Below are 15,286 nucleotides of genomic sequence, written 5' to 3'. Positions count from 1 at the left end.
CATATGCCGGGCGATCTCGAATCGCTCGCCACCTCCTCAGAAAAGAAGATGGGGTGTGACATCGTGTCAGGGTCAAGAGGCGGCTGTTTTGTGGCGATTGGACGGGCGTACGCCGGCGAAGGGCGATGGCGGAGCGGGAGGAATCCCAGATTCCCCATAGTCTATTGATTTTAAAATATATTTTAAAGCCCGCGCGCCAGGACCCCACATCTTTCCCCACATTGTTGGTGAGATTTTATGGAGCGGTGCGGGATCGCTAGTGTCCGTAATGCGTCCGATTTCAGCCATTTTGCATCGACTCGCGTTGATCCCGAAGGCGGACATTCTACTTTTGCTGCTGTCGTTGTCCGCTCCGGATAGCCTCTTTCGGGCTGGTTCCGACGAGCGGGCAGTCTCGGCCGCCGTCGGCTTGTGGCACCCGCCAAAGCCCTTTGACGATGGAGAATCATATGAAGGCGATCGTGGTAACGGATCAGGCTGCGGGAACGGCCGGGATGACGCTGATGGAACGGCCCGAGCCGCAAGCCGCGATAAACGATGTCGTCGTTCAGGTTTACGCGTCGGGCTTCGTACCGACTGAGCTGACCTGGCCCTCGACCTGGACAGACCGAGCCAATCGTGAGCGGACGCCATCGATCCCCGGTCACGAGGTGTCGGGAGTGGTCACCGCCCTTGGCTATGGCACGACAGGGCTGTCGATAGGTCAACGGGTGTTCGGCCTCACCGACTGGTATCGCGACGGAACTCTGGCGGAGTATGTGGCCGTCGAGGCACGCAACCTTGCACCGCTGCCGGGTGACGTTGACTTCACGGCGGGCGCAAGCCTGCCGATCTCGGGGCTGACCGCGTGGCAGGGACTGTTTGATCACGGCCGCCTTCGGGCGGGGCAGAGCGTTCTCGTCCACGCGGCAGCCGGCGCGGTCGGTTCGATGATGACGCAACTCGCACGCGAGGCCGGAGCCTACGTCATCGGCACAGGACGGGCCGCCGACCGCGAGAAGGCACTCGCCTTCGACGCGCAGGAATTTGTCGACCTTGAGAATGATGTCCTAGACGGTGTTGGCAAAGTCGATCTGGTGCTGGACCTCATCGGCGGCGACATCGGGAAGCGCTCTGCGGGCCTGGTTCGACCCGGCGGAACATTGGTATCGATTGTCGGGCCGGTAGAGGCGCAGCCCGTCAACGGCCGAGCGGTTGACTTCGTTGTCGAGTCCGATCGTACCCAACTGAACGAGATCGTCCAGCGGGTGCGGGACGGGCGGCTACGGACAAACATCGGCAACGTCTCATCCCTTGATGACGCCGTCGCCGCGTTCAACCCGACCACGCGTCGCACGGGCAAGACGATCATCCACGTTCGGCTATGACAGTTTGGGACGGGCGAGTTCACTTCGTCTACCAGGTCGTGAACTCATAAACGGGGTTTCGTTATCGGGTTCAAGGGCTCCCGGTCCGGCTCGGCCTGAGCGGCGGGCAGGCCCATGATGGACCAATGGCCGATCAACTGCTCGATCATCTCAGCCCCGGCGCGTTGTCCTGGGCGACAAGGCCTATCGCGCCGTGTGCGCACGGTGGCCGGCTGGATCGCTCAGGCTTGATGGAGAAGAATAGCCGCTGGACGAGCAACTAGGCTATTTGCTCCCGTCAGAGTTGGTCGGGCTGCTTGAAGGGCACGTCAAAACTGACAAAATCATTGACATCGAGGAGATAAGTGCGAGCGCCGTCAGAAGCCTCCGCTGTCCGACGAAAGCCCAGCGAGTCAAAGAAATCAGCGACCATGCCATTCTTGGCTGTCGGAAGGTAAAAAGATCTAATTGTCGCCACGTTTCTCGCGCGAGCATTTTCGATCAGTGCATTGAGCATCGCGTGCTCAACCTTGCGCCCCAGGACGCGACAGCTCATCAGCCAGCTATCGATTTCCATGACATCCGATTGCGGGTCAAGACGCCCGATCACGACCCCGATCATTCCGAAGTCGGTAAATTTGTCTTTTAAGCACGTCTGCATCGTTATCATCGCCGAATTATTGGCGAAGGCCCTGACCTCTGCTTCGTTATAACGCCTTGTCGTTAAATTGAATTGGTTCGACTTGTTGATCAGCTGGCTGATTCTTGTGATCCCCGGCGGATCAAACGCGCGTATAGCGATCGACATGCCCAGCGCGTCCAAATAGCTGCCCAGGTCACGCGCCGTTTCCATCACCTTCGCACGCTGGGCATTGGCCGCGTAGCTGGCCGCTCGATTGCTATCCTCATCGGAAAACGAAAGCGCCTCGAAATAGCCGGCGCTCGACAGATAGAGCGGATAATATGCCGGGTCGGCCGGCAATTCCGGTACCGCTACGAGCGGAAGGGCCGCCCGAACCTGGGCTCGCTCAGCAGCGTTGTCATCAAGGAACACCAGAGCATCGACACCGATATTAAGTGTCCGGGCAATAGCCTCGAGATTGGTCGCTTTGTCGGTCCAGTTCGCTTGAAAGACAGCAATGTGTCCCTCCCGCAGCAACATGCCTTCGTGATCGCGGAAGGGCTCGATCGCGACCTGGTCATCGTTCTTGGAACAAACCGCGAGAATTACGCCGCGATCTCGATAATCGAGGGCCAGGCGCTGGATGGCCAGGAAGCTTTCGCTTTCGCCATCGCCCGTGCCGACCCTGATTGAATCAATGCCATCGTCACCAATGACACCGCCCCAAAGCGTATTGTCGCAATCGAGAACGAGGCATTTGCGCCCCTTTCCGCGTCCCGCAGCTATCGCCCTTGCCAGAGTGTCTGCGAGCACCGGTGCGCAGTTGGCCGCGAACGGGATCTTATATTGATGCCACAACACTGGATCGCACCAGTGCCCGGTTCCGATCTGCTCAGCTAATCCCGCAACGTCCAAAATTGTTGCGCCGTACCGGCCTGCGATCGGTTCCAACGCCTGGTTGAAATCGTTCACCAAGCGTCGGATCGTCCCACTGATCGCCCGATCCAGGTTGCCAAAAAGAGCACCGGGCGGAACAGCGACGTTCGTGACAATGATATGGGCCTCACTGTTGCGTCGAATGCCGGCGAGCACCGTGTCGACCCGATCCTCTGCCTCGCTCGCCTCTGCGGCGCCTCCGTCCGCCGCGAAGCGGTCGAAGCCCAGCCAGTGATGGTCGAACTGCACGAATATAACTTCTGGCTTGCTCGCCCAGACGGCGCATCCCGGCGTTAATGCTGTTTGGACAAGCTGGTCATACTCTCCCAAGGTCAACGTCGCCGCGATCCCGTGGCGCGCGCATGCGATCGGAAGCGCATCCGCCAGGATGTCCAGCGTTCCCGACCCCAACACCGCGATCCGCATCGGTGCCATCGGATCCAGCGAAGTACCCGTTGCGTGGACGCGGGCAAGCAGCTTGGCGAAAGCTCGCGACTGTGCGGAGTCCGCGCGCTGAGCCGCCAGAGCGATCAGACGCTCTCCGAGTTTTGGCTCGGATTCCGTAAATGCCTTGCAGCGCTGCCGAAAATCAGCGGGCGCTACCGGCAGCCATGGCATTTCCCAAAGGTTGAACATCTGGGGAGAAAGATGAGGCGTCAGCGCTTGGATTCAATCAGGGCGATCAGCTCACCGACGTTCTTCATGCTCGTTATCTCGCTGTTCGAAAAATGGACGCCGAACCGTTCCTCGATCGCCACCATGATGCGGACGTGAGCCAGGCTGTCCCAACCTTCAACGTCACTGGCCGAAGTTTCAGGCGTCAACATAACCGTATCATCGTCGAGCTCGTCGCGGATCGTCGACGTTATCACTTCCAGCATTTCTTGCTTGTCCACGGATGACTCCAGATGATCGCTTCGGCGGATCGGGTACCGCCTGCAAGCGGCGGCATGACGGTCGCCCCGCACTCGCTATGACGCTGGCCGCCATATGCAATTGCTTTTGGTGGTGCAAATCTTTTGCGGGCGCCGCTCGCCGTCAGCGGACCAGTGGGCCTCGCCATACTGCCGACTGTTGCGCACGCTGGACAGGGTTGAAGCCCCTAGCTAGAGCGGCGCGGGGCCGGGCCAGACGCCCAAACTACGGCGAGAGACATGTCGATGGATATTTTGAACTCCCTGTCAGGGTCGCCGGCAATTAGGAAAATTGTCAACGCTGTTCTGGAGGTTTGGCCGGAACATCTCGATTACTGCAACGCGCGATTTCTGAAGGATACGCCAGAATTTCGGGCACGCATGGACGAGGTCGCTGAATTGGTAGTGTCCATTGTCGGTGAGGAACTTCATGGCTATTGCCGTGACTATCGATGGATGTGCGAAGAGTTTCTTAAAGAGGAAATCTACTTCGCTCGGCACAAAACCTATCGCCTGTCGACATTCGACGACGCTTTTCGGGAGGTCTATGGCGATTCGACCTACATGTCGCGCTATGTTCGCGGCATTCTGATTTCGCAAATTCTGTGGGGCCCGCACGCACAAGCTTTTGATCTCTACCGAACCTCATTCCTGGCCTCGCTCCCTCAAGGGTCGGATTATCTTGAGGTCGGACCCGGCCATGGGCTGTTCCTGTTCTTTGCTTCGCGCCAACCCAACATCGGCTCGCTCGAGGCCTGGGACGTCAGCAAATCGAGCATCGCCGAGACCAAGGCAACGCTTTCCAAGCTTGGCGTCACGCGCGACATTTCAATCGTTGAGCAAGACGTACTCGCCGCGCCGAGCCACGTCGAAAAATATGATGCTGCGGTAATCAGCGAAGTTCTCGAGCATTTGGAAGCTCCCGACAAGGCCCTCCGCTCGCTACACGCGGGGCTTCGCAAAGGGGGGCGCATCTTCATCAACGCGCCCATCAACAGTCCGGCACCCGACCATATCTATCTGTGGCGCACGACGGAGGAGTTCGTGACGTTCGTCGAGGACCAGGGCTTCGAGATCGAGCAGGCGACTTTCTTCCCGGTAACGGGCGCATCCCTGGAGCATGCGATCAAACGCAACAAGAGCGTTTCATGTATCGTAGTGGGCATTAAGCGCTAGAGACGCTTAGTGCCTATTGAGGTCGCTCCGGTAAAGCTCTGGGAAATTTGAATTATACCCTTGATAGGCAAGAGTCTCGCGCCTGAATTTCGCTATGTAGCTCTCCACTGTAGCCGGCGTAATCGAATGCCCGCCTCTACTAATTTCACCAAATATATATCCGGCCTGCGCAGTCGAACTGAAATGGGCTGCGTCCTTGTAATTCGCGAGATCGCCGATCATGCGATCATCGTCAAAGGCGTGGAATGTCACATGGGGTAAGGCACCGGCCGTGAGCACCAGGCAGCGCCGAAGCATGGATTCGCCCCCGAACATGTCGGGTGGAAAGAGGCGAGCGCCGACAGGATCTTCGAGGATTTGGCCGTACACCGCTCTTGAAGTCAGCGTGAATACCACGTCGATGCGCACGCCCCTGGCGGACATCTCGCGCAAGAACGGAACAAGGACCTGGTTGACGCCGACCTGGCCGCCGCAATCGCGCGTATAGGGCTGCGCAGCCAGTTGACCTCGCGCCTCGACCAACCGCTTCTTCAACGCCTGCATCGATTCCCGCGTCTGGAAGGCGGCGATTTTAGCATCGTCGGGCGATCCGCCCCGCCCCATGCCCGGGGGCATTGCGTAGAGTGTCTTGCCTCGTGCGACATCGAGGGCAAGCTTCATGCTTACCGGATTGATGTAGCGCAAATCGTCGAGAGGCGTGCTGTTCAGCAGATAGGTCGGTATGCCAGACCGCATCATCGTGATCGGCGTCAAGTCGGCAGGCCCGACGAACAGAATGATCCAGCCGGCCCTTGACCTCTTCGCGACGCGCCGCAGCAATAGATCGGTATCGCCCAGTTGCGGAAAGCCATAGCTGAGATTGAGAGGCCGCTTGACGCTCGGGATCGCTTTTCGAACGACATCCGGCGTAAAGATCGCCGAGGTCGAATCCCCGATTATCAAAAGATCGCTCTTCGGATCGGCAGACCGTGGCAGCATCAGCTCCGGATGGTCCACAACCGAGGCTGCTTCATCGACCTTAGGCGTCGACCCCCATGAGTAGACGTCGAGCGGATCGACCAGCACGATAAAGGCGAACGCGACCCAAAACCCGACGAGGATCAGAAGCGCGATGATGATGTGCGGATAGAGGAACCTGGATCGAGCTTGCTGGGCCACATCAAAAGCCCTGATAGAGGAATGGTGGCTGCCGGGACAGGAACATCAACGCCGCGATCGCGAAAGCTCCAGACAATATTGCCCACGGCCAGGTCGGGCGCCAGACGGGCAGCATCGCCGCGGTCCGAGAGAGAGGATTGATGTAAGGGAGCAAGCCAGGTCGATACCGTCGCATCAACTCGATCGAGTTCGGCAGCAAGCCGATGACGACGAAGCAGACGCCAAGCACGGCATAATAGCGAACACCAAAGCTCTCAGCCCCTTCCGACAGCGGCACGCCGTTCAACCCCGTCGCGGCATAAAGCAGGTGGCCGAATCCGGCGAGTGTCTCCGACCGGAAGAGTGCAAAGGTCGCCATCATCGGCAATGTAAAGATCAGCCGACCCAGAATCTGCCGCAGCAGAGCACTTGACCGCGCGCGCCACGCCTTGAACCAGCGCGTCGCCCTCACCTCGGTCTCGGCGATATACCAGGTCCCATGCAACAATCCGAACAAGGCGAATGTCATGGTCGCGCCATGCCACAAGGCGATCAACTCGAAATTGAGCAGAAGCGGGAGCCACAGGCTTGCCAGGCGGCGGTACTTTTTGGGCCATCGCGTCGATCGACGCGTGCCCTTGATCGACATAGGCTGAAAGACGAAGCGCGAGATCACCCGTGTCAGCGTCATGTGCCAGCGGCGGTAGAAATCAATGATCCCGACCGACTTCAGCGGTGAGAAGAAGTTGATCGGATAGCGGATACCGCAAAATCGTGCGAGGCCGAGGGCGATATCGGAATAGCCCGAGAAGTCGAGATACAACTGCGCATAATAAGCCAGCATTCCCGTCATCGCTCCGCCGGCACCAAGGCGCGCGCCAGCTTCCGATGCAGTGAAAACGACCGTGGTCACGTAGCTGAGGTTGTCGGCAAGAACGAGCTTCTTGAACAGGCCCGCCGCGATCAGGGCAAGGCCAATGCTGACGTCGATCCCGCTAAAGCGCCCAAATCTGCGGACCGTCACCTGCGGGTAAAATTCCTTAAGATAGGTGATGGGACCTATCACCAGCTGTGGAAAGAACGAGACGAACGCACCGTATCGGGCAAACGATGTCAGCAATGTTTTCGGCGAGCGTCCCCCGGCGAGCAGCCGGGTAACGTTTTCCTCTCTGGCATATGCGTCAGCGAGAAACGCAGCCTGATGAAACGTATAAAAGGAAATACCAGCCGGGATCAGCATCATCAGGAACGTACGATCGCCGGTGTTCAAAGCCCACAAATACTGGACAATCTGGTATTTGAACCAGATCAATACGGCGAAGTTAACGACTTGCCCGACGAGGTGGATAGATTTCCTGGTCGACTGTTTTTCCTCAAGGCCCGGTGCGTACAGCCACGCGGCAAAGCTGAAATTGAGGACGATGGACGATGCAAGCAGGGTAAACGGCAAAATGCCCCAAGGAAGGTAACATAAAAGCGATGCGACGAAGATGGTCGTCAAGGCAGCATCATTGCCGAAGCGTCGTCCCATTCCGAAGAATGTGATCGCAAATATGGGGAAGAACAAAAAAAGGAATGTGGGGTCGCTAAAGATCATATAGCGGCCGTCATCGCGTCAAATAGGATGCTCGTATTGCTATCACGCCTTGGGACCGTCCCACCCTGCAACCAACGGTGAGGTTCGGCACGATCGCCCCCCGCCAAGTCGCTGAGCAAGAGCGGCATCGGCGAGAAGAACATGTTTTACAGGGGCTCCGGACGACATGAGGGAAACTATGATTTGTGCGCGGCAACCCCAACAAATTGCCGCGCGTGCCTTACAAACGAGGCGAGTGCTTGCCTAGCGAAATCTGAAGTCTTCATATGCTGCACACTCTTGCCGTCGGGGGAGCGCGGCACCGAGCCAGCATAACCAATCTCACTCTTTCAACGACGCCCGTGTCAAACGCGGCTATGAGCGCACGCGCAAGTATCTGCTCGAATCGGAGGCATGATGACTGGTCCGGTTTTGCGCTACGTTTTGGCCGGGTTGTTGCTGGTCGGGGTCGGCGTGCCGGCGGTCGTGATGCCTTGGTCCTTCGCCACCGTTTTCCACACTGTCACGAACGACCTGCGTCGCGTCGCCGCGTCGAGCGGGCTGCGTCCCGAGGCTAATGTCAATTCACCGCCCAATATCCCTGACGCCTTCGTTCTCGGATCTCCCCCCTATTCCACGTACGGCGCGCTCGATGGCATGGGACCATACAGCACGACGATTTATGGGGCATCGCCTCCGATCATGGCTTGGCCGACTGGCGCGGGCTTCGGGCTCCGCTTCAAGGCAACTACAAAATCCATTCGGCTCTGGCAGTACAACCACCTCAATCCCAGCCGCCTGATCTTGTTACAGGATGGCAAGCCAATTGCTGACGTGACGCCTTCGAATGCCTCTGCCGGCATGGATGTCGTGTCGTTGGCGACAGGGCTCTCCGGCTCGCACGAATATGAGATTGACCCTGTCCAGGTCGGGCGACCAACGTACATTTATGCGTTGATGGTCGACCGTATCGACGCGGTGAAGCACATCGCTTTGCCCCTTGATGTCACGTATGGCGATTCACTCGCGCAGGAGACAGGTACATCGGCAGGCTTGTTCTTCGACGCCCGGCGCGGCGATGCCTATCAAATTGCAAAGGCGGCAGGACATGCCTCCCTGTTAGTCGGCTTTGGCGGCGTGGGCGTCTCCACCTTCCTCCGCGATAACACCTCAGCAGCCACTACTATTCTGCCCGTTCTCCCAGCGCGCGTCTTCATCTGGGCCGGCGCAGCGGACATGCGGGCGGCGGTCGAGCTAACCACTTTTCAAGCCGCCTATCAGCAGATGCTTGCCAATTTCCGTACGGCCCTCAAACGCGGGCAGAAGATTTACTGCCGTGGCATCCCACCTGAGGTCAACTGGGTGCGGGAACGTCTAACCTACAATGCGGCCATAGCGGCGGCTGTTGAGGCTATGGGCGATCCAAACATTAAATACGTCAACACCGATGGCTGGATCGACCCCAGGAAAGGAGTCGATACCGATGACGGCATTCACCCAAATGCTTCAGGCGGTGCCAAAATCGCTGCGCGCCAGTTACATGCTCTTTGAACGAAGCCAAAATCCGCTCCAGGGCACCGCTCTTGGGCTCGGTCAGCCAGCATCTAACTCGCCGCCGGCCGGATGGTGGTCTCATCCCGGGATGACCAGGTCAGGTACCTTGAATGGCGAATGGGCACCATGTCCTATGATCAGGCTCGTCGGCCTGCGAGAGCAAGATGCCGATGTGGCAAATGTGGCAGGGAACAGGTCCTCGGATCTTCTGATCCATGGCACGCAAAAGGATGAGTGGCCCAAACGATAAACCGCCCGATCGCCGCTCGCTTCACCTCCGGACTGAAGGCGTTTTTCGAGCGTGTTTGCGGCTCGTTCGTTATTCCCCCATCGCGGCCAACCCACTGCTCCCGATATGAAAACGTCGGAGATTGGGTCACTCCCCATGTCCGAGCAGCCGCCAGAACGAGGCTTGCTGCCATGGGTAGATAGGCTAAAAGGTATCATGGACCGCACGATCGTTGGATATCTATTGCTCGGGCTGCTTGTTGCCGCTTTCGTCGGCGGAGCACTGCGTATGACCTTGATCGCGCGCTTACGTCATCGGGACCGTCGACGCCGCCAATTCTTGGATATCACTGGCGACCTTTAGCTCGTAGACTTGTAAGCTTGCCGCCAAAAGATCCTATATCAACTTGAGAAATCCGTGTCTGAGATCGGCAAACGCCTTCATCCTCGATAGGCATAGATTCACGAGGTGGACACGAAGAGGACCCTTGGCGAGGCAGTCCTTTGGAGAGAGAGCGCATCAGCGCTTCGGTCGATCGAAGCCTTTTCGCGTGGGACCAGTCCAGCACAGGTCCGATCCACTGCCGGACCCGGCGTGCAGTTTCTGGCTTGCTCAGCCAGATCAGCGCCAGCACCGTGGTGATGAGCGGACCCTCAATCTCGCGCACGAGGCGATCCCAAGAATGGGGAAGGCATAGGCTCAAGTGTGGCAATCCACTGCTTCTGATGCTTTACGTTCTTCCAACCCTCCTCATGCTCTTTGTGGACGCTCTTCGCCGCCTCGCGAAAAGTCGGGATCATCAGACGCTCCTCCTTCCGCTCCGCAAGCGGGTCGATCCCCTGCGCAATCTTCTTCCTTGCCACGAAGGCTGCATCGCGCGCATCGGCGAGCGACACCGACTTGGCGGAGCCGAGGCCGATATCCTCTCGCTTTCCGCGTGACTGGACGCGAAGGATCCAGCTCGCTGAGCCCTTGCCGTTAATTTCGAGGCAAAGGCCGGCTCCATCCGAATAGCGGCCGGGCTGCGTCAACGATCTTATCGTGACGGCTGTGAGTTTACCCATCGTTTCGCCGCATCCTCCCCACACTCCGTGTGGGATGGTGCGGGATCGAGTGGAATCTAGCGGAACAAAAAACCGCTGATTTTCAGGGTTTTTGCAGCCCTAGAAAGGGCAGGAATGGCGGAGCGGGAGGGATTCGAACCCTCGATACGCTTTTGACGTATACTCACTTTCCAGGCGAGCGCCTTCGACCACTCGGCCACCGCTCCGCATTCCCTGGCAGGAGGGCAGGCCCTAGAGGCTCGCGCGCGGACGCGCAAGCCGCTGGCGATTGCGCGGGCGCGGCGCTTCATGCCACACAGCTTTCATGCTGATCCCCTTCCTCGCCGTGCTCGCCGCCATGCAGGCCGCGCCCACGCCGCCCGCGCCACCACTCCCCTCGGACGCCGCGCCTGCGGACTGGCGGCCGATCCCCGATGACGAGCTGATGGTCGTGACGCTCAGCGGCAATCGGACCGTCGTGATCCGCCTCGCGGCACGGCTCGCGCCCGAGCATGTCGCCAATATCCGCAAGCTCGCCCGCGCGGGCTGGTGGGACGGGACGAGCGTCTACCGCGTGCAGGAGAACTGGGTCACCCAATGGGGGGATGCGACCGAGAAGAAGCCGCTGCCGGACAGCATCGTGAAGGTCCCGGCGGCCGAGTTCGATTTCGCCCCCATTCCGTTCGCACAACATTTGAGCAGGGATGACGCTTATTCCCATATATCGGGCGTGACCGCGGACGGGTGGCCGATCACGGGGAATGGCGCGCAGAGCTGGATCCCGCATTGCTATGCCACGGTCGGCGTAGCGCGCGACGCCTCGCCCGATACCGGGAGCGGCGCCGAGCTGTTCACGCCGATTGGCGGCGCGCGCCGGCTCGATCGCAATTATACGATCGTCGGCCGGATCATCGAGGGGATGAAATATCTCTCGGCCTTGCCGCGGAGCGACGCGCCGCTTGGCGTATATGCCACTGAGGGCGAGCGCACGCCGATCGTCTCTGTCCGCATCGCAAGCGACCTGCCCAAGGCGGAGCGGCCGCAGTTCGAATATCGATCGACCGACAATGAACGCTTCGCCGCCTATATCAGGCTGCGTGAAAACCCTGCCCCGCCGACTATCGGGCTCGGTGGAATCGATATCTGCGACCTGCCGCTCGCTGCACGCCGGGTTGGCGCGAAGTGACGCTCAGATGAAACTCAGTGGCCGACCCAGTCAGCCACTTCACCCGCAACCTGGTTTGCTGCCTGGTTGATGCCGATGCCGACGCTGTCCGCTGCGATCTCGGAAACCGGGACCCGCGCCTCGAAGCGCCGTTTCTCGACGACATTGCCTTCGCGCACCAGCGCCGCATCATAGATTACGACGGCCTGGTTGGTCCCCGCCTCGACGCCGAAGCTGCGTAGCTCGCCAGTAAGGCGCGCGCCTGGATCGCTCAGCGACTGGGCGGTGCTCAGCACTACACGGCCGGTCCTGGCGGCGATCGTATCGGAGAGGAGCCGGGCGAACAGGCGGGCCGGCGGCTCGACCCATTGCGCATTTACGACATAAGCGAGCGAGGTGTCGCTGGTCTGGACCGGCACGCGCTGCGTGGCGAGCGCCTGCGACACCGCCGGCACGAGGATGGTGATGGTCTTGGCATTCGCCGAGGACTGGGTCTGCCCCGCGGGCACCGCTGACGCGGAGGTGATCGTCAGCAACGAGGGCGGCGGCTTGGCGCCGAAGCTGACACAGGCCGAGAGCGGCGCCATCGCCAGCAGGGCAAGCGAGAATTTCAGGCCGCGGGGGTGCATCGGGAACCTCATTTCTTCTTGCCCTTATAGTCGGGGAGCTTCGGCGCGCCGAGCAGCGAGCCGGCACCACCCTGATCGATCTTCTCGGCGACCGAGGTGAGCGCGGTCGACATCTGGCGCAGATCATGGACGAGCTGGCCGACCTCCGGAATCGTCTGCTTCGACAGAGTCTGAACCCCCGGCCGGGCATCGCCGATCATCGCATCGAGCGATTCCATGCTGTGCTGCGCGGCGGCGACTGCCTTGTTGAGGTTCTGCGCCGCCGGCCGGACATCGTCGCTGAGCAGCGTATTGGTCGTGCCGGCGAGCACGCCGATCTGCTGCGCCGCGTCGCCCGCCTTCTGGATCGCAATCCGTGTCTCGGCGATGGTCTGCGCCAGCTCGGGCCCGCGATCGGCAAGTGCCTTGGTGAGCCGGTTGGTGTTGGCGAGGATGCCGGTGATCGAGGCCTGGTTCTTGTCCGAAAGCGTCTCGGTCAGTCGTTCCGTCAGCGTCGACAGGCGCTCGAGCAATTGCGGTGCCGAGCTCAGCAGCGCGCCAAGCCCGCCCTGCTTTGTCGGGATGACAGGCACGCCCATCGGGCAGGCATTTTTCGCGTCGTCGGCCGGGCAGGTGATCGGCGGGGCGTCCTTCACGGCGCCATCGAGCTGCACCGTGCAGGTGCCGGTGAAGCTGCACTGGATGGTTGCCGTCGTACCCTCGAGCACCGGCGTCTCGTCCTTGACCGTGATGCGGACGCGGACGAACTGGGGATCGGGTTTCCACAGCGCGATCGTCGTCACCTGGCCCGAGGGAACACCCGAGAAGGAGACAGTCGAGCCCTTGTTCAGGCCGTCGACTGATTGTTTGAAGAAGATGTCATATTCTTTTTCCGCGCCGCCATTCACCTTGGCGAGCCAGACGAAGAAAAGCGCCAGCACTATGAGCAGAATCAGCACGACAGCGCCGACCAGGACATGGTTCGATCGGGTTTCCATCAGTTCCTAGCCCCTAATCCTGTCGACTTCGCTCCGGCCGCGGCCGCGACTTGCTGGTTGTGCTCCAGCGTTGCGGTGGCGGCCCGCCCGCGCGGTCCCTTGAAATATTCCTCGATCCACGGATGGTCCAACGCGAGAAGTTCGTCGATCGTGCCGACCGCGATGACTTTCTGGTCAGCCAGAACCGCGACCCGGTCACAGATCGCATAGAGCGTATCGAGATCATGCGTGATCAGGAACACCGTCAGCCCCATCGTCTTCTGGAGCGAGGCGATGAGTTCGTCGAACGCAGCCGCGCCGATCGGATCGAGGCCGGCGGTCGGCTCGTCGAGGAACAGCAGTTCCGGATCGAGCGCGAGGGCGCGGGCGAGACCGGCGCGCTTGCGCATGCCGCCCGAAAGCTCGGCCGGATATTTCGGCCCGGCGTCAGCGGGCAGGCCGCTCATCACCACCTTGAAGGCGGCGATCTCGTCGAGCAGCGCCTGATCGAGCTTGGGATAGAATTCGCGCAACGGAACCTGGGTGTTCTCGGCGACGGTCAGGGTCGAGAAGAGGGCGCCGCCCTGAAACAGCACGCCCCAGCGCTTCCGGATATTGACCGCTTCATTCTCGTCGAGATCGGTGGTCGGCTCACCGAACACCGTGATCTCGCCGTCGTCGGGAACCTGAAGGCCGATGATCGAACGCATCAGCACGGATTTTCCGGTGCCGGACCCGCCGACAACGCCGAAAATCTCGCCGCGCTTCACCTCGAGATCGAGCCCTTCATGGACGACCTGATCGCCGAAGCTGTTCTTCAGGCCGCGAACCGTGATGACGGCCTCATTCTCGCCCCTCATGTCCAGCCGATCCCGGTGAAGAACACAGCGAACATGGCGTCGAGGACGATCACGAGGAAGATCGCCTGAACGACCGCGGACGTGGTACGAATGCCGACCTGCTCAGCATCGGCCTCGACCAGCATGCCCTGGAAGCAGCCGGCCATGGCAATGATCGCGCCGAACACGGGTGCCTTCAGCAGCCCGATATACAGATCGGTCAACGGCACGACTTCGCGAATGCGCTGGATGAAGGTGACCGGCGGAATGTCGAGCGATATCCAGCAGAACAGCCCGCCCCCGATAATCGACCACAGCGAGGCATAGAAGCCGAGCAACGGCATCATCACCACCGACGCGATCACCCGCGGCAGCACCAGCGCCTCCATCGGCGACACGCCGATGGTGCGCATCGCGTCGATTTCCTCGGTGAGCTTCATCGTGCCGATCTGCGCCGCGAAGGCGGAGCCCGAGCGCCCGGCGACCATGATCGCCGTCATCAGCACACCGAGTTCGCGCAGCGTAATGCGGCCGATCAGGTTGATCGTAAGGATTTCGGCGCCGAACTGGCGGAGCTGGACCGCGCCCTGCTGACCGATGACGACGCCGATCAGGAAGCTCATCAGGCCAATGATGCCGAGCGCGGTGACGCCGACCACCTCGAAGCGCTGCACGGTCGCGTTGAAGCGGAGCCGGCGATACCAGATGACATTGGCGAACGCGATGACTGTGCCGCCGAGAAAGCCGAGCAGGCCGTAAAGCGTCTTGATCGAGATGACGACGGCATCGCCGATCTCGCCGACGATGCGGTTGAAACCGCTACTCTGCACCCGGCGCATCGCGACGGGCTGATCGGCCGCCTCGACCTGATGCAGGAGATGCTCGCTATCGGCATTGAGCCCTTCGATGCGGGCGCCATGCTCGGCGGCAAAACGGTGGACGACCCAGGCGCCGATCGTGTCGATCCGGTCGATGCCGCTCAGATCGACCACCGCGACCTGACCGTTATAGCGCCGCAGTCGCTCCGGCAGGTCGCCGATCCGGGCGAGCGAGAGGCTGCCGGTAAAGCGAACGACATCGCCGCCGGAGACGCTTTCATGCGAGAAGGCGGCCATCTCGTTCATATCAACCATCATTGGTGCAATCGCGCTGGATCGGCAAGCT

The 15,286-nt window shown here is 60.4% G+C and carries 14 protein-coding genes and 1 tRNA gene; 4 read left to right on the top strand and 11 right to left on the bottom strand.

Translation table 11 applies throughout. The annotated features are described in order from the left end of the window. Nucleotides 1-449 precede the first annotated feature (449 nt). Nucleotides 450-1,367: an NADP-dependent oxidoreductase gene (locus AC1DVS_RS03840; RefSeq protein ID WP_478020387.1), complete on the top strand. Its 918-nt coding sequence runs from the start codon at nt 450-452 to the stop codon at nt 1,365-1,367. Nucleotides 1,368-1,644: 277 nt separating this feature from the next. Here the strand turns inward: AC1DVS_RS03840 and AC1DVS_RS03835 are convergent, their stop codons facing one another. Beyond that, a complete protein-coding gene (locus AC1DVS_RS03835) occupies nt 1,645-3,540 on the bottom strand; it encodes an HAD-IIIC family phosphatase (RefSeq protein WP_478020385.1) in 1,896 nt (631 codons plus the stop codon). Nucleotides 3,541-3,560: 20 nt separating this feature from the next. Next, nucleotides 3,561-3,800: an acyl carrier protein gene (locus AC1DVS_RS03830; RefSeq protein WP_478020383.1), complete on the bottom strand. Its 240-nt coding sequence runs from the start codon at nt 3,798-3,800 to the stop codon at nt 3,561-3,563. A gap of 258 nt (nt 3,801-4,058) precedes the next feature. Between AC1DVS_RS03830 and AC1DVS_RS03825 the strand changes: the two genes are divergently transcribed. Beyond that, on the top strand, nt 4,059-4,994 hold the full coding sequence (locus AC1DVS_RS03825) for a class I SAM-dependent methyltransferase (protein ID WP_478020382.1): 936 nt from the start codon (nt 4,059-4,061) through the stop codon (nt 4,992-4,994). A 6-nt stretch (nt 4,995-5,000) separates the two neighbouring features. On the opposite strand, the gene AC1DVS_RS03820 is transcribed toward AC1DVS_RS03825, so the two are convergent. Further along, the gene (locus AC1DVS_RS03820) at nt 5,001-6,059 is read right to left on the bottom strand and encodes a hypothetical protein (RefSeq protein WP_478020381.1); all 1,059 of its coding nucleotides are present in this window, start codon (nt 6,057-6,059) and stop codon (nt 5,001-5,003) included. A 94-nt stretch (nt 6,060-6,153) separates the two neighbouring features. Continuing rightward, the gene (locus AC1DVS_RS03815) at nt 6,154-7,632 is read right to left on the bottom strand and encodes an MBOAT family O-acyltransferase (protein ID WP_478020379.1); all 1,479 of its coding nucleotides are present in this window, start codon (nt 7,630-7,632) and stop codon (nt 6,154-6,156) included. 492 nt (nt 7,633-8,124) lie between these two features. Between AC1DVS_RS03815 and AC1DVS_RS03810 the strand changes: the two genes are divergently transcribed. Continuing rightward, nucleotides 8,125-9,258 (top strand): SGNH/GDSL hydrolase family protein, encoded by a 1,134-nt coding sequence (locus tag AC1DVS_RS03810; RefSeq protein WP_478020377.1) that lies wholly within the window; start codon nt 8,125-8,127, stop codon nt 9,256-9,258. A gap of 578 nt (nt 9,259-9,836) precedes the next feature. Here the strand turns inward: AC1DVS_RS03810 and AC1DVS_RS03805 are convergent. The 3 genes from AC1DVS_RS03805 to AC1DVS_RS03795 form a co-directional block, all read right to left on the bottom strand. After that, entirely contained in the window at nt 9,837-10,124 is a 288-nt protein-coding gene (locus AC1DVS_RS03805) for a hypothetical protein (protein WP_478021249.1), read from the bottom strand. 19 nt (nt 10,125-10,143) lie between these two features. Further along, nucleotides 10,144-10,554, bottom strand: a complete 411-nt coding sequence (locus AC1DVS_RS03800; RefSeq protein ID WP_478020375.1) for an Arm DNA-binding domain-containing protein — start codon at nt 10,552-10,554, stop codon at nt 10,144-10,146. Nucleotides 10,555-10,669: 115 nt separating this feature from the next. After that, a tRNA-Ser gene (locus AC1DVS_RS03795) sits at nt 10,670-10,760 on the bottom strand. A 98-nt stretch (nt 10,761-10,858) separates the two neighbouring features. Here AC1DVS_RS03795 and AC1DVS_RS03790 point away from each other — a divergent pair. Further along, nucleotides 10,859-11,719, top strand: coding sequence for a peptidylprolyl isomerase (locus AC1DVS_RS03790; RefSeq protein WP_478020373.1), 861 nt, complete (start codon nt 10,859-10,861; stop codon nt 11,717-11,719). A 14-nt stretch (nt 11,720-11,733) separates the two neighbouring features. Here AC1DVS_RS03790 and AC1DVS_RS03785 read toward each other — a convergent pair whose 3' ends face one another. From AC1DVS_RS03785 to AC1DVS_RS03770, 4 genes are read right to left on the bottom strand one after another with little or no spacing between them, the layout of a single operon-like run. Next, complete coding sequence (locus AC1DVS_RS03785) at nt 11,734-12,327, bottom strand: ABC-type transport auxiliary lipoprotein family protein (protein ID WP_478020371.1); 594 nt, start codon at nt 12,325-12,327, stop codon at nt 11,734-11,736. An 8-nt stretch (nt 12,328-12,335) separates the two neighbouring features. Then, nucleotides 12,336-13,304, bottom strand: a complete 969-nt coding sequence (locus AC1DVS_RS03780; RefSeq protein WP_478020370.1) for an MlaD family protein — start codon at nt 13,302-13,304, stop codon at nt 12,336-12,338. Then, nucleotides 13,304-14,143, bottom strand: coding sequence for an ABC transporter ATP-binding protein (locus tag AC1DVS_RS03775; RefSeq protein WP_478020369.1), 840 nt, complete (start codon nt 14,141-14,143; stop codon nt 13,304-13,306). Before AC1DVS_RS03775 ends, AC1DVS_RS03780 begins: the two co-directional genes overlap by 1 nt. Next, entirely contained in the window at nt 14,140-15,246 is a 1,107-nt protein-coding gene (locus AC1DVS_RS03770; RefSeq protein ID WP_478021247.1) for an ABC transporter permease, read from the bottom strand. Before AC1DVS_RS03770 ends, AC1DVS_RS03775 begins: the two co-directional genes overlap by 4 nt. Between the last annotated feature and the right edge of the window lie 40 nt (nt 15,247-15,286).

The organism is Sphingomonas sp. P3_C5, from assembly GCF_056402635.1.
Note: the sequence above shows the minus strand (reverse complement) of the source record. Positions and strands in the feature narration are given on the sequence as shown.

What these genes read in the sequence shown, in the direction of transcription:
- AC1DVS_RS03840 (WP_478020387.1), top strand. Translation starts at nt 450, where the DNA reads ATGAAGGCGATCGTGGTAACGGATCAGGCTGCGGGAACGGCCGGGATG.
- AC1DVS_RS03835 (WP_478020385.1), bottom strand. Translation starts at nt 3,540, where the DNA reads ATGTTCAACCTTTGGGAAATGCCATGGCTGCCGGTAGCGCCCGCTGAT.
- AC1DVS_RS03825 (WP_478020382.1), top strand. Translation starts at nt 4,059, where the DNA reads ATGTCGATGGATATTTTGAACTCCCTGTCAGGGTCGCCGGCAATTAGG.
- AC1DVS_RS03810 (WP_478020377.1), top strand. Translation starts at nt 8,125, where the DNA reads ATGACTGGTCCGGTTTTGCGCTACGTTTTGGCCGGGTTGTTGCTGGTC.
- AC1DVS_RS03800 (WP_478020375.1), bottom strand. Translation starts at nt 10,554, where the DNA reads ATGGGTAAACTCACAGCCGTCACGATAAGATCGTTGACGCAGCCCGGC.
- AC1DVS_RS03790 (WP_478020373.1), top strand. Translation starts at nt 10,859, where the DNA reads ATGCTGATCCCCTTCCTCGCCGTGCTCGCCGCCATGCAGGCCGCGCCC.
- AC1DVS_RS03785 (WP_478020371.1), bottom strand. Translation starts at nt 12,327, where the DNA reads ATGCACCCCCGCGGCCTGAAATTCTCGCTTGCCCTGCTGGCGATGGCG.
- AC1DVS_RS03780 (WP_478020370.1), bottom strand. Translation starts at nt 13,304, where the DNA reads ATGGAAACCCGATCGAACCATGTCCTGGTCGGCGCTGTCGTGCTGATT.
- AC1DVS_RS03775 (WP_478020369.1), bottom strand. Translation starts at nt 14,143, where the DNA reads ATGAGGGGCGAGAATGAGGCCGTCATCACGGTTCGCGGCCTGAAGAAC.
- AC1DVS_RS03770 (WP_478021247.1), bottom strand. Translation starts at nt 15,246, where the DNA reads ATGAACGAGATGGCCGCCTTCTCGCATGAAAGCGTCTCCGGCGGCGAT.